The organism is Variovorax sp. WDL1 (assembly GCF_001541225.1).
Lineage (GTDB): Bacteria > Pseudomonadota > Gammaproteobacteria > Burkholderiales > Burkholderiaceae_C > Variovorax.
Map to the genome: position 1 here is coordinate 1 of NZ_LMTS01000349.1, position 13506 is coordinate 13506.

Here is a 13506-nt window from a genome sequence, read left to right on the forward strand (position 1 = left end):
GCCGGGGCGAAATCCCGGCCCCAGCCTCAACACAACAGCAGCGCACGAAACCGCCCGAACGAGCCCCCCACCCCAACCCTCCCCAACAGGGACAGGGAGCAAACAGCAGCCCGGCGCCATCACGCCTTCACCTCCTTCAACTCACCCGCATCCTTCGCATGCCGCTTCCGATCGAAGAGCTGCTTCGCAAACCCGGCGATCCCCTGCGGGAACAGCAGGACCAGCAGCAGGATGATCCCCCCCAGCATCGCCCGCCAGTAGTCGGTATTGCGCGCCACCGTGTCATGCAGCCAGGTGAAGGTGACGGCCCCCACGACCGGCCCGGCGAGCGTCTGGATGCCGCCCAGCAGCACCATCACCAGCCCATCCACCGACTTGCCCACACTCAGCGACTCCGGCGAGATGCTGCCCTTGGAGAACGCGTAAAGCGCCCCGGCCAGCCCCGCAGCCGTTCCCGCGATCACGAAGGCAGCCCACTGCATGCGCTTGACGTCGATGCCGATCGCGTCCGCGCGCAGCACCGAATCGCGGCCTGCGCGCAACGCATAGCCGAAGGGCGAGAACAGCACGCGGCGCAGCCACAGCACGCCGAGGGCCACGAGCGCGAGCGTGAGCCAGTAATACACGCGCTTGTCCGACAGCCACTCGGCCGGCCATACGCCCGTGAGTCCGTTGCTCCCGCCGGTGAAGCTGTCCCATTGGTAGGTGATGGCCCAGGTGATCTGCGCGAAGGCCAGGGTCAGCATCGCCAGGTACACGCCCGACAGCCGCACCGCGAACCAGCCGTAGACGAAGGCGCCGGCGGCAGCCACCAGCGGCGCGACGACGAGCGCCAGTTCCATCGGCATGCCGCTCGCCCGCACCAGCAGCGCGGCGCCGTACGCGCCGAGCCCGAAATACGCCGCATGGCCGAAGGAATGCATGCCGGCCGGGCCCATGATGAAGTGCAGGCTGGTGGCGAACAACGCGGCGATCATCAGGTCGATCATCAGCACCATCGTGTACGGCGAGTCGGCGGTGAAGACCGGCACGGCCGCCAGCACCAGGCCGAAGACCGCGGCGGCCACCAGGTAGGTCCGGCCGGGGCGGCGCAATGGCTCCTCCTGCATGCCGACGTAGCGGCTGGGCGCCTGCGGCCGGCCGAACAGCCCCCACGGGCGCCACACCAGCACCACGGCCATCACGAGGAAGTCCACCACCAGCGTGAGCTTCGAGAAGGAGACGCTGAAGCCGAAGACATCGACCACGCCCAGCCAGATGCAGATCGCCTTGATCTCGGCGATCAGCAGCGCGGCGGCGTAGGCGCCGGGGATCGAGCCCATGCCGCCCACCACCACCACCACGAAAGCGGCGCCGATGGTGTTGAGGTCCATCTCCAGCGTGGCGGGTTCGCGCGGCAGCTGCAGCGCGCCGCCCAGGCCCGCGAGCATCGCGCCGAGCGCGAACACGGCCGTGAACAGCCAGGCCTGGTTGACGCCCAGCGCACTGACCATCTCGCGGTCCTGCGTGGCGGCACGCACCAGGGTGCCGAAGCGGGTGCGCGTGAGCAGCATCCACACCAGGCCCAGCACCACCGGGCCGACCACGATGAGGAACAGGTCATAGGACGGGAACTGTCGCCCGAGGAGGGTCACCGAACCGGAGAGCCCGGGCGCGCGAGGGCCCAGCAGCTCGTCCGGGCCCCAGAGCCACAGCACCGCGTCCTTGATCACCAGCACCAGCGCGAAGGTGGCCAGCAACTGGAAGAGCTCGGGCGCCTTGTAGATGCGGCGCAGCAGCACCACTTCGATCAGCGCGCCGAGCACGCCCACGGCCAGCGCCGCCAGCACCAGGGACGGCCAGAAGCCGAATCCGGTGCCCAGCCGCTCGACCAGCGTGTAGGCGATGTAGATGCCCACCATGAAGAACGAGCCATGCGCGAAATTCACGATCCGCGTGACGCCGAAGATCAGCGACAACCCCGCCGCCACGAGGAACAGCGAGGATGCGCTCGCCAGTCCGTTGAGCAGCTGGACGATGAAACCTGAAAAGCTCATGACTCGTTTGCTCCGGGCTCAGTCGTTGGCGCGGGACTTCTTCAGCTCTTCGACCGGCGGCTGGTACTTGGGGTCGGCGCCATCGAGGTACACGTAGTTGACCATCACGCCCTTGCCGCCCTCGTTCTTGGTGCGGCCCACGAACGCGCCCATGGTGGACTGGTGGTCTTCGGGGCGGTAGCTGATCTTGCCGAAGGGTGTGTCGACCTGCAGGCCCTTGAAGGCCGCCACCAGCTTGTCGGTGTCGGTGCTCTTGGCCTTGGCAATGCCCGCGGCAGCCGACTTGATCATGCTGTAGCCCACCACCGAACCCAGGCGCGGGTAGTCCTTGAACTTGGCCTGGTAGGCCTGTTCGAACTTCTTGTGCTCGGGCGTGTTGATGCCATACCACGGGTACCCGGTCACGATCCAGCCGTTGGGCGCCTCGTCCTTCAGCGGGTCCATGTACTCGGGCTCGCCGGTCAGCACGCTGACCACCTCGCGGTCCTTGAACAGGCCGCGCGTGTTGCCCTCGCGCACGAACTTCGAAAGGTCGGCACCGAAGAGCACGTTGAAGATCGCGTCGGGCTTGGCGTCGGCCAGCGCCTGCACCACGCTGCCGGCGTCGACCTTGCCGAGCGGCGTGGCCTGCTCGGCCACGAACTCCACATCGGGCTGGGCCGCCTTCATCAGGTTCTTGAAGGCCGCCACGGCCGACTGGCCGTACTCGTAGTTGGGGTAGACCACGGCCCAGCGCTTCTTCTTGAGCTTGGCCGCCTCGGGCACCAGCATCGCGGCCTGCATGTAGGTGCCGGGGCGCAGGCGGAAGGTGTATTGGTTGCCGCCTTGCCAGGTGATCTTGTCGGTGAGCGGCTCGCCTGCCAGGAAGAAGAACTTCTTCTGCTTGGCGAAGTCGGTGACCGCCAGGCCGGTGTTCGACAGGAAGGTGCCCGCGAGCATGTCGACCTTCTCGCGCGAGACCAGCTCCTCGGCCACGCGCACCGCGTCGCCGGGATTGGCGTTGTCGTCACGGGTGATGAGCTCGATCTTCTTGCCGTTGACCCCGCCCGCGGCGTTGATCTCCTCGACCGCCAGGTCCATGCCCTTCTTGTAGGGCTCGAGGAAGGCAGGCTGGGCCTTGTAGCTGTTGATCTCGCCGATCTTGATCACGCCCTGCGCTTGCGCGGCGGGAATCAGTGCAAGGGTGAGAGCGGCAATCGACACCGCGCTGAACGCGAAACGCATGGTCATGGGAACTCCTCGTTGAAATGGTTGATGGATTGCGACAGGGGGGAAGTGAGGCTCAGCGGAGCCCATCCTCGCCCTTGATCTCGGAGACCTGCAGCCCGCCGACGCGCGCCAGCGGACGGCCGCTGTCGGTCACTGCAACGGCGACCACGATCTCGTTGGCGCGCGGTGCATCGGACACGCGCGCCTCGACCGCGTCGAAATGGCTGCGCACGAAGGCGGCGTCCTTGTGGCCCAGGGGCACGTCGATGGCGGTGCCGAGGGTGCCGCGCTTCTTGGCCGAAGGCACCAGCGCCGCGCCCTTCTCCACAGCCACGCGCAACGGCGCGCCGAGCTTGGGGTGCAGGATGGCCGCCGCATGCTCCAGCTCGCCGCTCTCGCCGACGATCGCAGCCTTGCCGTAGCTCTGCGCCTGGCCAGGCTCGATGCCCAGCGCCTTGACGGCCTTCTGGCCCAGCAGCGCCCCGAGTTCCTCGCCGATCGCGACCAGCTCGTCGAGCGACTCGCTGTAGCGGCCCGCGTACGGGTTCTCGATCACCGCGATGGCGACGGCGCGGCGCGTGGGCGGCTCGATCGTCTTGCCCATTTCCTTGCGGGTTTCATCGATCTGCACGACAAGCTTGCGGATGTTGGCGCTCATGGTTCTTTCCTTGTGTCTCTGGGTGAAGGGCGGTGCGCCTCAGCGCAATCCATCCCACTTGGCGATGTTCTCGGCGCGCAGGCCGCCGACACGCTCGTGCACGCGGTAGCCCGTGCTCATCGCGAGGATGAAGACGATCTCGTCGGCCGCCGGCGCGCCGGGCACGCGGACTTCGATTGCATCGAACTGGCCGCGCACGTAGCTGGCATTGATGTTGGTCAGCGGCACGTCCAGCGTCGCCCCGGGCGGCCCCACCTTCTTGGTCGAAGGCACGATCGACAGCGCGTTGCCCGGTTGGCCGGTCTTCTTCTCGTCCACGGTGCCGGCGGTGTAGGCCGCGCGGTCGCCCTTCCAGCCCAGCAGCTCTCGCATCGCGTAGCCGCCCGGCACATGCCACAGCGCGCCATGCTCGAGCTCGCCGGCGGCGCCGACGATGGCGCCCTTGCCGTAGGTGGCAATGCGCTCGAGCGGCACGTCCATCGCGGCGTGGAGGCGGTGCGCCATGTCGACGCCCACCGGATCGAGCAGCGCCATCATCGGCAGGATGTCGGGCTCGTAACGGCCGGCAAACGGATTGGTCAGCACCGCGGCGATGGCGCCGCGCACCAGCGGCGTCGCGGCGCGCGGTCCGAATTCGTGGTGGATGTATTCGACCTGGGTGAAGACACGGCGTATATCGATCATGAAAACAAGTCCTGCTTTTCGTTAAGCAAATACTGAACCAACTGCAGCGGCCTGTGGCGGGTTCCCGAGCGCGAACATGCCGGATGTTTGCGAGCTTAAGGGCTCTACCAGCCGCCACTGCCCCTGGCAAACGAGCATGGCGGAGCCGATCAGCCCCGCGCGCTGCAGGTCCGCGGCGCGGGCCGCGCCCGCGTCCAGTGCGCGCTGCACCTGCGCGGGCGCGAGCGCCTCGACATCCACCGTGACCGGAATGTCCCCGAGGTCGCTGTCGTCCTTGCATTCGCCGGCGGGGCGGCGATGGATGCCCGCGTCTTCCACATCGACTGCGTTGGCGATCACCGTGGCGGCTGCATCGGCCTGCGCCGCGGTCGCCGCGAGCACGGTCACGCTGTCGGCGATGCCCAGCGAGAAGCTGCGCCCGCGCCAGCCGCTGGTGGCGACGCCGCGCACGGGCATCTCGGCGCGCAGCTCGAACTGGCCGTCGGTGGTGAGCAGCCCGCGCTCGCGAATGTCGAAGCGCGCCAGATCCGCGAAGAGGCCGACGCGCGCGGACTGGCCGGGCACGAGGTGCAACGCGATGTCGCCGCCGTTGTTGATCCAGGCGCGCTCGATGCCTTCGCGCTGATAGCAGGCCACGAGCTCCTGGGCGACGGCACCCGCCACCGCGGCCATCGGCGTGATGAAGCCGGCGCGGAACGGCGCGCAAGCCTCCCACATGCGGCGTGCGATCGGGCCCTGCAGCGGGCAGGCCTCGCCCACGGGCTGGCGCAGCAGGCGCAGCTCGGCGACCAGTTCGTCGAGCACCGTGCCGAAGCGCCGCCATGCGAGCTCGTGCGCGACGGCGACCTCCACCTCGTTGCCATGCGCCTCGGCCACGATGTCGATCGGCCCGTGGTTCAAGTGCCATCGGCCGCCGCCGATCGGCTGACGTTGTGCGCCATTCATGCGAGTGCGCAGCCGGCCAGCGATTGCACGCTGGCGCGGCTCGCCTGCGTGTCAGGATGCCCGGCGCCCAGCGTCTGCACGCGGCCGCGCCAGGCCTGGAGCGCCTGCTCGCACGCAGGCTGTGCCTGGCCGCGCCGGCCCAGCACCACGCCGAGGTTGTGGCGCGACAGCAGCGTCGGGGCAGCCAGCGCGCCGAACAGGCGCTCGCGGATCTGCAGGGCCTCGGAAAAGGCCTGCTGTGCCTCCGCCAGCGCGCCGAGCGTTGCCAGCGATGCCCCGAGGTTGTTGAACGCGGCGGCGCGGTTGGCGGCGCTCGCCCCATCGGCAGGCAGCATCGGCAGGGCCTCGCGGTACAGGGCGACGGCCTCGGCATGCTGCCCCTGGCCCGCCAGCGCATGGCCCCGGTTGTTGAGCTGCACTCCGCGCGAGGCCGAGGCACCACCGCCCTGCTGCTGCGGCGGCGTGCTCGCGCACGCCGTCAGCGCCAGGGCCAGCGCCAGGGCCAGCGCAAGGCACGGGATCAGCCATGAAGTCGACATGGCGCCTCAACCCAGCATCGGCGGCTGGCCGAGCGGCCAAGGGTTGGCATCGTCCATGCGACGCCATTGGCGCGCCAGCGGTGCGCCGTCGTTCTGCCAGGCGCCGCGCGCCAGCGCCTGCTCGAGCGAGAACACATGCTCCATGTGGCCGCCCAGCGCCGCGTAGTCCTCGCGCCGCATGCTGAACTCGATGGGCGCCACGATGGCCGGCGTGGGCACGGTGCCGAAGCTGTTGTCGGGCATGCGCAGCACATCGGCCATCACGGTGATGCCGCCGCCCGGCCACACATAGGCCGGCGCGCCGCCGCAGGTCACGTTGACCAGCGCGCGCTTGATGGCGCGGGTGAGCAGCACCGGGTTCTCGGTCACGCCGGCGCGCAAGGACCCGCCGGCGCCACCGAGGAAGAGCACGCTGCACAGCGAGGGCTCGCAGTTCTCGCCGATGCGCTCGACGATGCGGCGCACCTCGGCGGGCATCTGCTGCTCGACCGGCTTGAGCTCGTCGTCGAGCACGTACCACTGCGCATGCTCGCCGGTGGTGGAGGTCATCAGCAGGCGCAGGCCCGGCCTGGCCACGCCCTCCTCCCAGCCCTCGATGATCGAGAGCGGGTCGTCGATGTCGGTGCCGCCCCAGCCGTTGCCCGGATTGGCCACCTGGAAGTAGCGCCCCGGGGTGGACTTGCGTCCGCGCATCTGGATGCCCGAGGGCAGCATGTCGAGGCAGCGCCCCGCCTGGTGCTCGGTGAGCACGCCGGTGATGTGGTCGTCGACCACCACCACCTCGTCGGCCTGGCCGAAGAGCTGGCGCGCGAAGATGCCGATCGCGGCCGAGCCGCAGCCCACGCGCATGCGCTGTTCCTCGACGCCGTTGACGATCGGTGCGCGGCCGGCCTGGATGACCATGCTGGCGCCGCCGTCGATCACGCATTCGACCGCCTTCTTGTTGCCCAGCAGCTGCATCAGCTCGGCCGTCATCCGGCCTTCCTTCTTGCTGCCGCCGGTGAGGTGGTGCACGCCGCCGAGCGAGAGCATCTGCGAGCCGTACTCGGCCGTGGTGACGTGGCCCACCACCTCGCCGCGGTAGCGCACGTTGGCCTGTTCGGCACCGAGGAAGCGGTCGGTGTCGATCTTCACCTTGAAGCTGCAGTAGCTGAAGATGCCCTCGGTCACCACCGTCACCATGTCCACACCCTGGGCCTTGGAGGCCACGATGAAGGGTGCGGGCTTGTAGTCGGGGTAGGTGGTGGAGGAGCCCACGCCGGTCACGAAGACCTGGTCGGCGTGAAGGAGATCGCCGCTCCAGTCGGCCTCGGCGCCGGGCGCCGCCGGCTCGGCAGCGGGGCGCGCGAACGGCACCAGTGCCGGCGACTCGCTGGCGAGCTCGCGGCGCAGCAGCAGCACCGGGTCGACCCGCACCAGCACGCCATCGCGGTTGGCGTAGCGGTCGCAGGCGCCGGTGCGGCCCTCGGAGATCTGGCAGAGCACGGGGCAGGCATTGCACTCGACCTTGGCCGCGCTCATGCGCTCGTTGCGCAGGGGCGAGCGGCCCGTGGCCTCGGGCGGAAGCGGCAGGTCCATACCGGGCAATCCGTCTGTCTTGGTGTGTTCGGTCATCGCGGGCTTCTCGTGGAAATCGTGGCGGCGGGGTGTGCAACAAATGTGCCGGAGGCTCTCTTGTGCTGGAACTTCGCTTTGTGTAGCATTCACTACAAATTCATGTTGTGATCACTACATGAAGTCAATGTAGCAAACAGACCCGATGCTTGCAATGGTGTTTTCTCAGGTGTCGCCGACAATCGGGGGGTTGCGGCAGACTGACGGTGTTCGGCTCCGCGGCACCGCGCACCTTGTTCGTGCGCTTTTTCTCGTTCACAACCATCCCTGATTCCTATGAGTGCATTCAGCGAAGAACGTGTGTTGAGCGTCCATCACTGGACCGACCGACTGTTCACCTTCACCACCACCCGCGACCCGGCGCTGCGCTTCTCGAACGGCCACTTCACGATGATCGGGCTGAAGGTCAACAACAAGCCCTTGCTGCGTGCCTACAGCATCGTGAGCCCGAACTACGAGGAGCACCTGGAGTTCCTCAGCATCAAGGTCGAGGAAGGGCCGCTCACCTCCAGGCTGCAGCACATCCAGGTGGGCGACACCATCATCGTGGGCCGCAAGCCCACCGGCACGCTGCTGATCGACTACACCCTGCCGGGCAAGCGGCTTTATCTCTTCGGCACGGGCACCGGCCTCGCACCGTTCATGAGCATCATCCGCGACCCGGAGACGTATGAGAAGTACGAGAAGGTCGTCCTGGTGCATGGCGTGCGCCAGATCGACGAGCTGGCCTACCACGACCTGGTGACCGACCACCTGCCCAAGCACGAGTTCCTGGGCGAGATGGTCGAGAAGCAGCTGCTCTACTACCCGACGGTCACACGCGAGGAGTTCCGCAACATGGGCCGCATCACCGACCTGATCGCGACCAACAAGCTGACGGACGACCTCGGCCTGCCGCCGCTGAACCCCGCCGAGGACCGCGTGATGCTGTGCGGCAGCCCCGGCCTCCTGGTCGACCTGAAGCACATCCTGGAAGGCCGCGGTTTCAAGGAAGGCAACACGTCGACTCCGGGCGACTTCGTCATCGAACGCGCCTTCGCCGAAAAGTAGATGGCAGCGGCCCGCGCACCCAAGCCGGCCACGCGCCGCACCGGCGTGCGCGAGGCCGCCGCGCAGGCCACGCGCGACAGCATCCTGCGCGCAGCCACCAAGGTGTTCGCCAGGTACGGCTACGACGGCGGCAGCGTCGAGAAGATCTCGAAGGCCGCCCATTCGTACGACCGGATGATCTACTACTACTTCGGCAGCAAGGAAGGGCTGTTCATCGCGGTGCTGGAAAGCATCTACCGCCGCATGGACGACGCCGAGGCCGCGCTCCACCTCGATGCAAGCCGGCCGGTCGAGGCACTGGCGTCGGTGATCCGCTTCGTGCTCGGCTACTACCGCAGGAACCCCGAGTTCGTCACGCTGCTCAACACCGAGAACCTGCACAAGGGCAGGCACATCGCGAAGTCGCTGCGCGCACGCGAATACTCGTCACGCGCGATCGCGATCATCCAGGAGCTGCTCGAAAGCGGCGTGGCGCAAGGCCTGTTCCGCAGGGACGTGGCGGCGCGCGACCTCTACTTGCTGATCGCCTCGACCGGCTACTTCTACACCTCCAACCGCCACACGCTGACTGCCTTCCTCGGCGAGCCGCTGGAGACGCCGGAGGCGGTCACGCACTGGGAGGACTTCGTGATCGAGACCGTGCTGCGCACGGTCGATGCACGCGCTCCCGAGGACGAAACACCACCACCCCACGAGGACAAGAAATGGCAGAAGTCGCAACTGGCGCAAAGTCGGGCAAAGTCGTCATCCGGAACATAGGTCTGCTGCTCTCAGGCGACCTCGACCGTCCCATCCTGGAGGCGGACACCATCGTCGTGAACGACGGCCTGATCGTCGCGGTCGGCAAGGAAAAGGACTGCAACACCGAAGGCGCGCAGACGGTCATCGACGCGAAGAAGACCTGCGTCGCGCCCGGCCTGATCGACAGCCATGTGCACCCCGTGTTCGGCGACTGGACGCCGCGACAGAGCCAGCTGGGCTGGATCGACTCGACCATGAACGGCGGCGTCACCACCATGATCTCCGCCGGCGAGGTGCATCTGCCCGGCCGTCCGAAGGACATCGTCGGCGTGAAGGCCCTGGCCATCACCGCTCAGCGCGCGTTCGACAACTTCCGGCCCGGCGGCGTCAAGGTGCTGGCGGGCGCGCCGGTGCTCGAGAAAGGCATGGTCGAGAGCGACTTCAAGGAGATGGCCGAGGCCGGCGTCGGCCTGCTGGGCGAAGTGGGGCTGGGCTCGGTGAAGGCCGGCTACGAGGCCAAGGAGATGGTGGCCTGGGCACGCAAGTACGGCATCCAGAGCACCATCCACACCGGCGGCCCCTCGATCCCGGGGTCGGGCCTGATCGACAAGGACGTGGTGCTGGAGGCTGACGCCGACGTCATCGGCCACATCAACGGCGGCCACACCTCGCTGCCCGAGGCCCACGTTTGCGAGCTGTGCGAGAAGTCATCTCGTGCGATCGAGATCGTGCACAACGGCAACGAACGCGTCGCCATCGCAGCGGCCAAGGCGGCACTGGACTTGAAGTGCCCGCACCGCATCATCCTGGGCACCGACGGGCCGGCCGGCTCGGGCGTGCAGCCGCTGGGCATCCTGCGCATGGTGGCGATGCTGTCCTCGCTCGCCAACATCCCGGCCGAGCTGGTGTTCTGCTTCGCGACCGGCAACACGGCGCGCATCCGCAAGCTGAACTGCGGGCTGATCGAGCCCGGGCGCGCGGCCGACTTCGTCTTCATGGACCGGGCCCAGCACACAGCCGGCAAGACGCTGCTCGAAAGTGTGCAGCTGGGCGACATCCCCGGTGTCGGCATGGTGATGATCGACGGCATCGTGCGCTGCGGGCGCAGCCGCAATACGCCGCCGGCCACCGAGATCCCGGTGGTGGTGGTGCCGGGCGCACACTGAGGAATTCATCCCTGAACTTCAGCATTTCCTCGTCGGAGGGAAAGCGCAGTGCGTTCGACACCTCGCCAGGCGTCATGGACGGGCTGGGACTGGTGCAGTTCATGGGTGGGGTTGGCTTGGGTCGCGAGCCGGTTCAAGAACTTCGCGCACGCCGCGTGGTCACTTGCCCAGCTGGACAAGCGGGCAGTGATGTTCAAAAGTCAAAAGTCCCGCGCCCGCAGGACGACCGGTTCCAGCGGAAGTTGCTGGTACCGGTAGGTGGCCGCCACATGGATGGCGAGATGGTTGGCCTCGTAGGCATCGACCGCGCGGCTGCCGCCATCTTCCCCGAAGGCGTAAGCGCCAAAGTGCGAGGCCAGCGCGTCGTAGGTGATCAGCGCCGACACGTCGCGGCCGCGCATCGGGAGGGAGAAGGCGACGCCCTCTCCGACGGACTCGGCGCGCCGGGGCCGCGGCGCCAGCGACGACGGCGTGACCTCATCGGCCCTTGACGATGCGGCAGCGACCAAACCGCCGGGGGCCGTGGCGCTCGCATCGGGGACTGGCGCGGGCCGGGCTTGCGCGAGCTCCGCGGCCGGATCATCCATGCGGCAGAACAGGAGCTCTACGTCGCCCAGCTGCAGCCGGTCGCCGTCCAGCACGGACAAGGCGTCGATGCGCTCGCCGTTGACGAAGGTCCCGTTGGTGCTGCGCGCGTCCTTGATTGCCGCGGCGCCGTCGCGGCAGCTCAGGAGCGCGTGGATCCGGCTGACCTTGCGGCTGGGAAGAACGACCTCGTTGCCTTCCCACCGGCCGATGCGGAGCTCGCCTGCGGGAACGCGGATGCTGCGCACGACGCGGGCACCTCGCATGACAAGCAGAGTGGGCAACTCTTCTCTCCCTTGAATGATCGGCTGTCGGCAGGTCGTACCGGTGTACCGGCCGAGCCGAAAGGCCATCCTAGGTGGCCCCGCACGCGACAGCAACGACTGTTGCATGCGCTGACGGATTGCGCCGATTCAGTGCCCGCGCCGCGACTTGAAGATCAGCTGCCGCGCAGCGACGAAGTTGAGCGCCAGCCCCGCGCCGCTGCCCAGCGCCACGCCGAGCGCGGGCACCCAGGGCCCGCTGAAGGCGTGCAGCACGACCACGTACACGCCGTAGTTCACCACCGCGCCGCCGAGCATGGTCAGCAGGTAGCCGAGGTATTCACGCGCCAGGGAAGCGTCAGAATGGCGCGCGCCGAAGGCATAGTGCCGATTCAGCGCCCAGGTGGCGGTCGCGGCCGCGAGAAAGGACAGCACGCGCGCCGCATACCAGCCCAGCAGCGGCGCCGCCAGGTAAAGCACGCCCACATCGACGCCGAGGCCGATCACGCCGGCGGCCGCGAACAACAGGAACTCGCGGCCGGCCTTCATGGTCAGGGTCGCTCGACGGGCCCGCGATGCAGCACGCCCGGAATGGCGAGGTAGCGCAGGCGCTTGGCCTCGCGCCGGCCCATGGTCACGGCGTGCAGCACGATGCCGCAGACGAAGGCCAGCATTGCGGTCAGCATGGTGCCGGTCAGCAGCACCGCGGTGGGCAGGCGCGGCACCAGGCCGGTCGCGAGGTAGGTCAAGGCGAGGGGCACGGCCGCCACGATCGAGCCCAGCGCAAGCACCGTCGCTATGCCGGAGAAGAACAGCAGCGGCCTCTCGCTCACGAACAGCTTGCAGATGGTCTGGAGGATGCGCCAGCCATCGCGGTAGGTGGACAGCTTGCTGTGCGAGCCCTCGAGCCGCGAGCGGTAGCGCACCGGCAGCTCGGCGAAGGGCATGCGCAGCTCCAGCGCATGGACCGTGAGCTCGGTCTCGATCTCGAAGCCTTCGGAGACCGCGGGGAAGGACTTGGCATAGCGCCTGGAGAACACGCGCAGGCCGGAGAGCATGTCGGTGAGCCGTCCGCCGAAAAGCGCCGCCACCGCGCCGGTGAGCAGCCGGTTGCCGAAGCGGTGGCCGGTGCGGTAGGTCTGGGGGTCCTCGCCGTCGTCGACGCGCGAGCCGACCACCATGTCGAGGTTGCCTTGCACCAGCGTGTCGACCAGGTGGCGCAGTCCGCCCAGGTCATAGGTGGCGTCGCCGTCGACCATGACGTAGATGTCGGCCTCCACATCCGCGAACATGCGTCGGGCGACATTGCCTTTGCCGCGCAGGGCCACATGCGTTACCTGGGCGCCGGCTGCCCGCGCGACGGCAGCGGTGCCGTCGGTGGAGGCGTTGTCGAACACGTGGATCTCGATCTCGGGCAGCACGGCCCGGAACTCGTCCACCACCTGCGCAATGGCGAGCGCCTCGTTGTAGCAGGGGATCACCGCGGCGATGCGCAGCGCGGGCCACGGGGTGATGGAGGCAGGAGCTTCGGTCATGGTGCGGGGGGCAGGATACGGTACGCCTTGGCGCCGTCCTGCTCGTACATCAGGGCGAAGTGGCGGTTGAAATCCTCATGGCCGGCCAAGGTGCGCGCCACCGGATCGGGCATCACGATGGCTTCGAAGCCCAGCCCGGCGAACCTGCGCGCGGCGTCGGCCGCCGGCAGCAGCGGGAAATCCGCATAGCGCCAGGGGCCGAGCGTATCGCCCCAGACCGGATTGGGCCCGTAGTAGATGGCCTCGCTCAGTGCGATCTGGTAGACGCGGCCGGAGACCTGCTCGCGTACATGGTTCATCACGGCATAGCCCGGCACGTTGGCGCGCAGGAAGGCCTCCCGGGCCGCCGGCGTGGGCGACACCTTGGCCAGCTCGCGCGTGGTGTGCCGCAACGACACCGCCGCCAGCGCGGCGAGGAACAGGCCGGCCGCGATGCCGCCCGCGCGCACCGGCCAGCCGGCACGGCCGGCCGCCGGCAGCA

13 protein-coding genes and 1 pseudogene are annotated in these 13506 nt (G+C 68.3%); 3 read left to right on the forward strand and 11 right to left on the reverse strand.

Going from position 1 to position 13506, the window contains the following annotated elements:
• Nucleotides 1–119: 119 nt before the first annotated feature.
• From APY03_RS39160 to APY03_RS39190, 7 genes are read right to left on the reverse strand one after another with little or no spacing between them, the layout of a single operon-like run.
• Complete coding sequence (locus tag APY03_RS39160) at nucleotides 120–2036, reverse strand: ABC transporter permease (RefSeq protein WP_068686166.1); 1917 nt, start codon at nucleotides 2034–2036, stop codon at nucleotides 120–122.
• 18 nt (nucleotides 2037–2054) lie between these two features.
• Nucleotides 2055–3266: an ABC transporter substrate-binding protein gene (locus APY03_RS39165; RefSeq protein ID WP_068686168.1), complete on the reverse strand. Its 1212-nt coding sequence runs from the start codon at nucleotides 3264–3266 to the stop codon at nucleotides 2055–2057.
• A 52-nt stretch (nucleotides 3267–3318) separates the two neighbouring features.
• The gene (locus APY03_RS39170; RefSeq protein ID WP_068686169.1) at nucleotides 3319–3903 is read right to left on the reverse strand and encodes an amino acid synthesis family protein; all 585 of its coding nucleotides are present in this window, start codon (nucleotides 3901–3903) and stop codon (nucleotides 3319–3321) included.
• A 39-nt stretch (nucleotides 3904–3942) separates the two neighbouring features.
• Complete coding sequence (locus APY03_RS39175) at nucleotides 3943–4587, reverse strand: amino acid synthesis family protein (RefSeq protein WP_068686170.1); 645 nt, start codon at nucleotides 4585–4587, stop codon at nucleotides 3943–3945.
• A 21-nt stretch (nucleotides 4588–4608) separates the two neighbouring features.
• Nucleotides 4609–5532 carry a UPF0280 family protein gene (locus APY03_RS39180; RefSeq protein WP_068686172.1) on the reverse strand — a complete coding sequence of 308 codons (924 nt, stop codon included), beginning with the start codon at nucleotides 5530–5532 and terminating at the stop codon, nucleotides 4609–4611.
• Nucleotides 5529–6071 carry a tetratricopeptide repeat protein gene (locus APY03_RS39185; protein WP_068686174.1) on the reverse strand — a complete coding sequence of 181 codons (543 nt, stop codon included), beginning with the start codon at nucleotides 6069–6071 and terminating at the stop codon, nucleotides 5529–5531. Before APY03_RS39185 ends, APY03_RS39180 begins: the two co-directional genes overlap by 4 nt.
• 6 nt (nucleotides 6072–6077) lie before the next feature.
• Nucleotides 6078–7685 carry a 6-hydroxynicotinate reductase gene (locus APY03_RS39190; protein ID WP_068686176.1) on the reverse strand — a complete coding sequence of 536 codons (1608 nt, stop codon included), beginning with the start codon at nucleotides 7683–7685 and terminating at the stop codon, nucleotides 6078–6080.
• 276 nt (nucleotides 7686–7961) lie between these two features.
• Between APY03_RS39190 and APY03_RS39195 the strand changes: the two genes are divergently transcribed.
• The 3 genes from APY03_RS39195 to APY03_RS39205 are packed head-to-tail and all read left to right on the forward strand — an operon-like array spanning nucleotide 7962 to nucleotide 10642.
• The gene (locus APY03_RS39195; protein WP_068686178.1) at nucleotides 7962–8735 is read left to right on the forward strand and encodes a ferredoxin--NADP reductase; all 774 of its coding nucleotides are present in this window, start codon (nucleotides 7962–7964) and stop codon (nucleotides 8733–8735) included.
• Entirely contained in the window at nucleotides 8736–9494 is a 759-nt protein-coding gene (locus tag APY03_RS39200) for a TetR family transcriptional regulator (protein WP_068686180.1), read from the forward strand. It begins immediately after the preceding gene.
• Nucleotides 9440–10642 carry an amidohydrolase family protein gene (locus APY03_RS39205; RefSeq protein ID WP_068686182.1) on the forward strand — a complete coding sequence of 401 codons (1203 nt, stop codon included), beginning with the start codon at nucleotides 9440–9442 and terminating at the stop codon, nucleotides 10640–10642. Before APY03_RS39200 ends, APY03_RS39205 begins: the two co-directional genes overlap by 55 nt.
• A 200-nt stretch (nucleotides 10643–10842) precedes the next feature.
• On the opposite strand, the gene APY03_RS39210 is transcribed toward APY03_RS39205, so the two are convergent.
• The 4 genes and pseudogenes from APY03_RS39210 to APY03_RS45250 all read right to left on the reverse strand — a co-directional run.
• Nucleotides 10843–11511 carry an FHA domain-containing protein gene (locus tag APY03_RS39210; RefSeq protein WP_162487147.1) on the reverse strand — a complete coding sequence of 223 codons (669 nt, stop codon included), beginning with the start codon at nucleotides 11509–11511 and terminating at the stop codon, nucleotides 10843–10845.
• 129 nt (nucleotides 11512–11640) lie between these two features.
• A complete protein-coding gene (locus APY03_RS39215) occupies nucleotides 11641–12039 on the reverse strand; it encodes a GtrA family protein (RefSeq protein WP_068686186.1) in 399 nt (132 codons plus the stop codon).
• A gap of 2 nt (nucleotides 12040–12041) precedes the next feature.
• On the reverse strand, nucleotides 12042–13025 hold the full coding sequence (locus APY03_RS39220; RefSeq protein WP_068686188.1) for a glycosyltransferase family 2 protein: 984 nt from the start codon (nucleotides 13023–13025) through the stop codon (nucleotides 12042–12044).
• Nucleotides 13022–13506, reverse strand: a pseudogene (locus APY03_RS45250) (ArnT family glycosyltransferase); the annotation flags it as partial. The gene APY03_RS39220 and the pseudogene APY03_RS45250, both read right to left, overlap by 4 nt.

Excerpts from the sequence above, each read along its gene's own strand:
- APY03_RS39160 (WP_068686166.1), bottom strand. The coding sequence starts at position 2,036 with ATGAGCTTTTCAGGTTTCATCGTCCAGCTGCTCAACGGACTGGCGAGC.
- APY03_RS39165 (WP_068686168.1), bottom strand. The coding sequence starts at position 3,266 with ATGACCATGCGTTTCGCGTTCAGCGCGGTGTCGATTGCCGCTCTCACC.
- APY03_RS39170 (WP_068686169.1), bottom strand. The coding sequence starts at position 3,903 with ATGAGCGCCAACATCCGCAAGCTTGTCGTGCAGATCGATGAAACCCGC.
- APY03_RS39175 (WP_068686170.1), bottom strand. The coding sequence starts at position 4,587 with ATGATCGATATACGCCGTGTCTTCACCCAGGTCGAATACATCCACCAC.
- APY03_RS39180 (WP_068686172.1), bottom strand. The coding sequence starts at position 5,532 with ATGAATGGCGCACAACGTCAGCCGATCGGCGGCGGCCGATGGCACTTG.
- APY03_RS39185 (WP_068686174.1), bottom strand. The coding sequence starts at position 6,071 with ATGTCGACTTCATGGCTGATCCCGTGCCTTGCGCTGGCCCTGGCGCTG.
- APY03_RS39190 (WP_068686176.1), bottom strand. The coding sequence starts at position 7,685 with ATGACCGAACACACCAAGACAGACGGATTGCCCGGTATGGACCTGCCG.
- APY03_RS39195 (WP_068686178.1), top strand. The coding sequence starts at position 7,962 with ATGAGTGCATTCAGCGAAGAACGTGTGTTGAGCGTCCATCACTGGACC.
- APY03_RS39200 (WP_068686180.1), top strand. The coding sequence starts at position 8,736 with ATGGCAGCGGCCCGCGCACCCAAGCCGGCCACGCGCCGCACCGGCGTG.
- APY03_RS39205 (WP_068686182.1), top strand. The coding sequence starts at position 9,440 with ATGGCAGAAGTCGCAACTGGCGCAAAGTCGGGCAAAGTCGTCATCCGG.
- APY03_RS39215 (WP_068686186.1), bottom strand. The coding sequence starts at position 12,039 with ATGAAGGCCGGCCGCGAGTTCCTGTTGTTCGCGGCCGCCGGCGTGATC.
- APY03_RS39220 (WP_068686188.1), bottom strand. The coding sequence starts at position 13,025 with ATGACCGAAGCTCCTGCCTCCATCACCCCGTGGCCCGCGCTGCGCATC.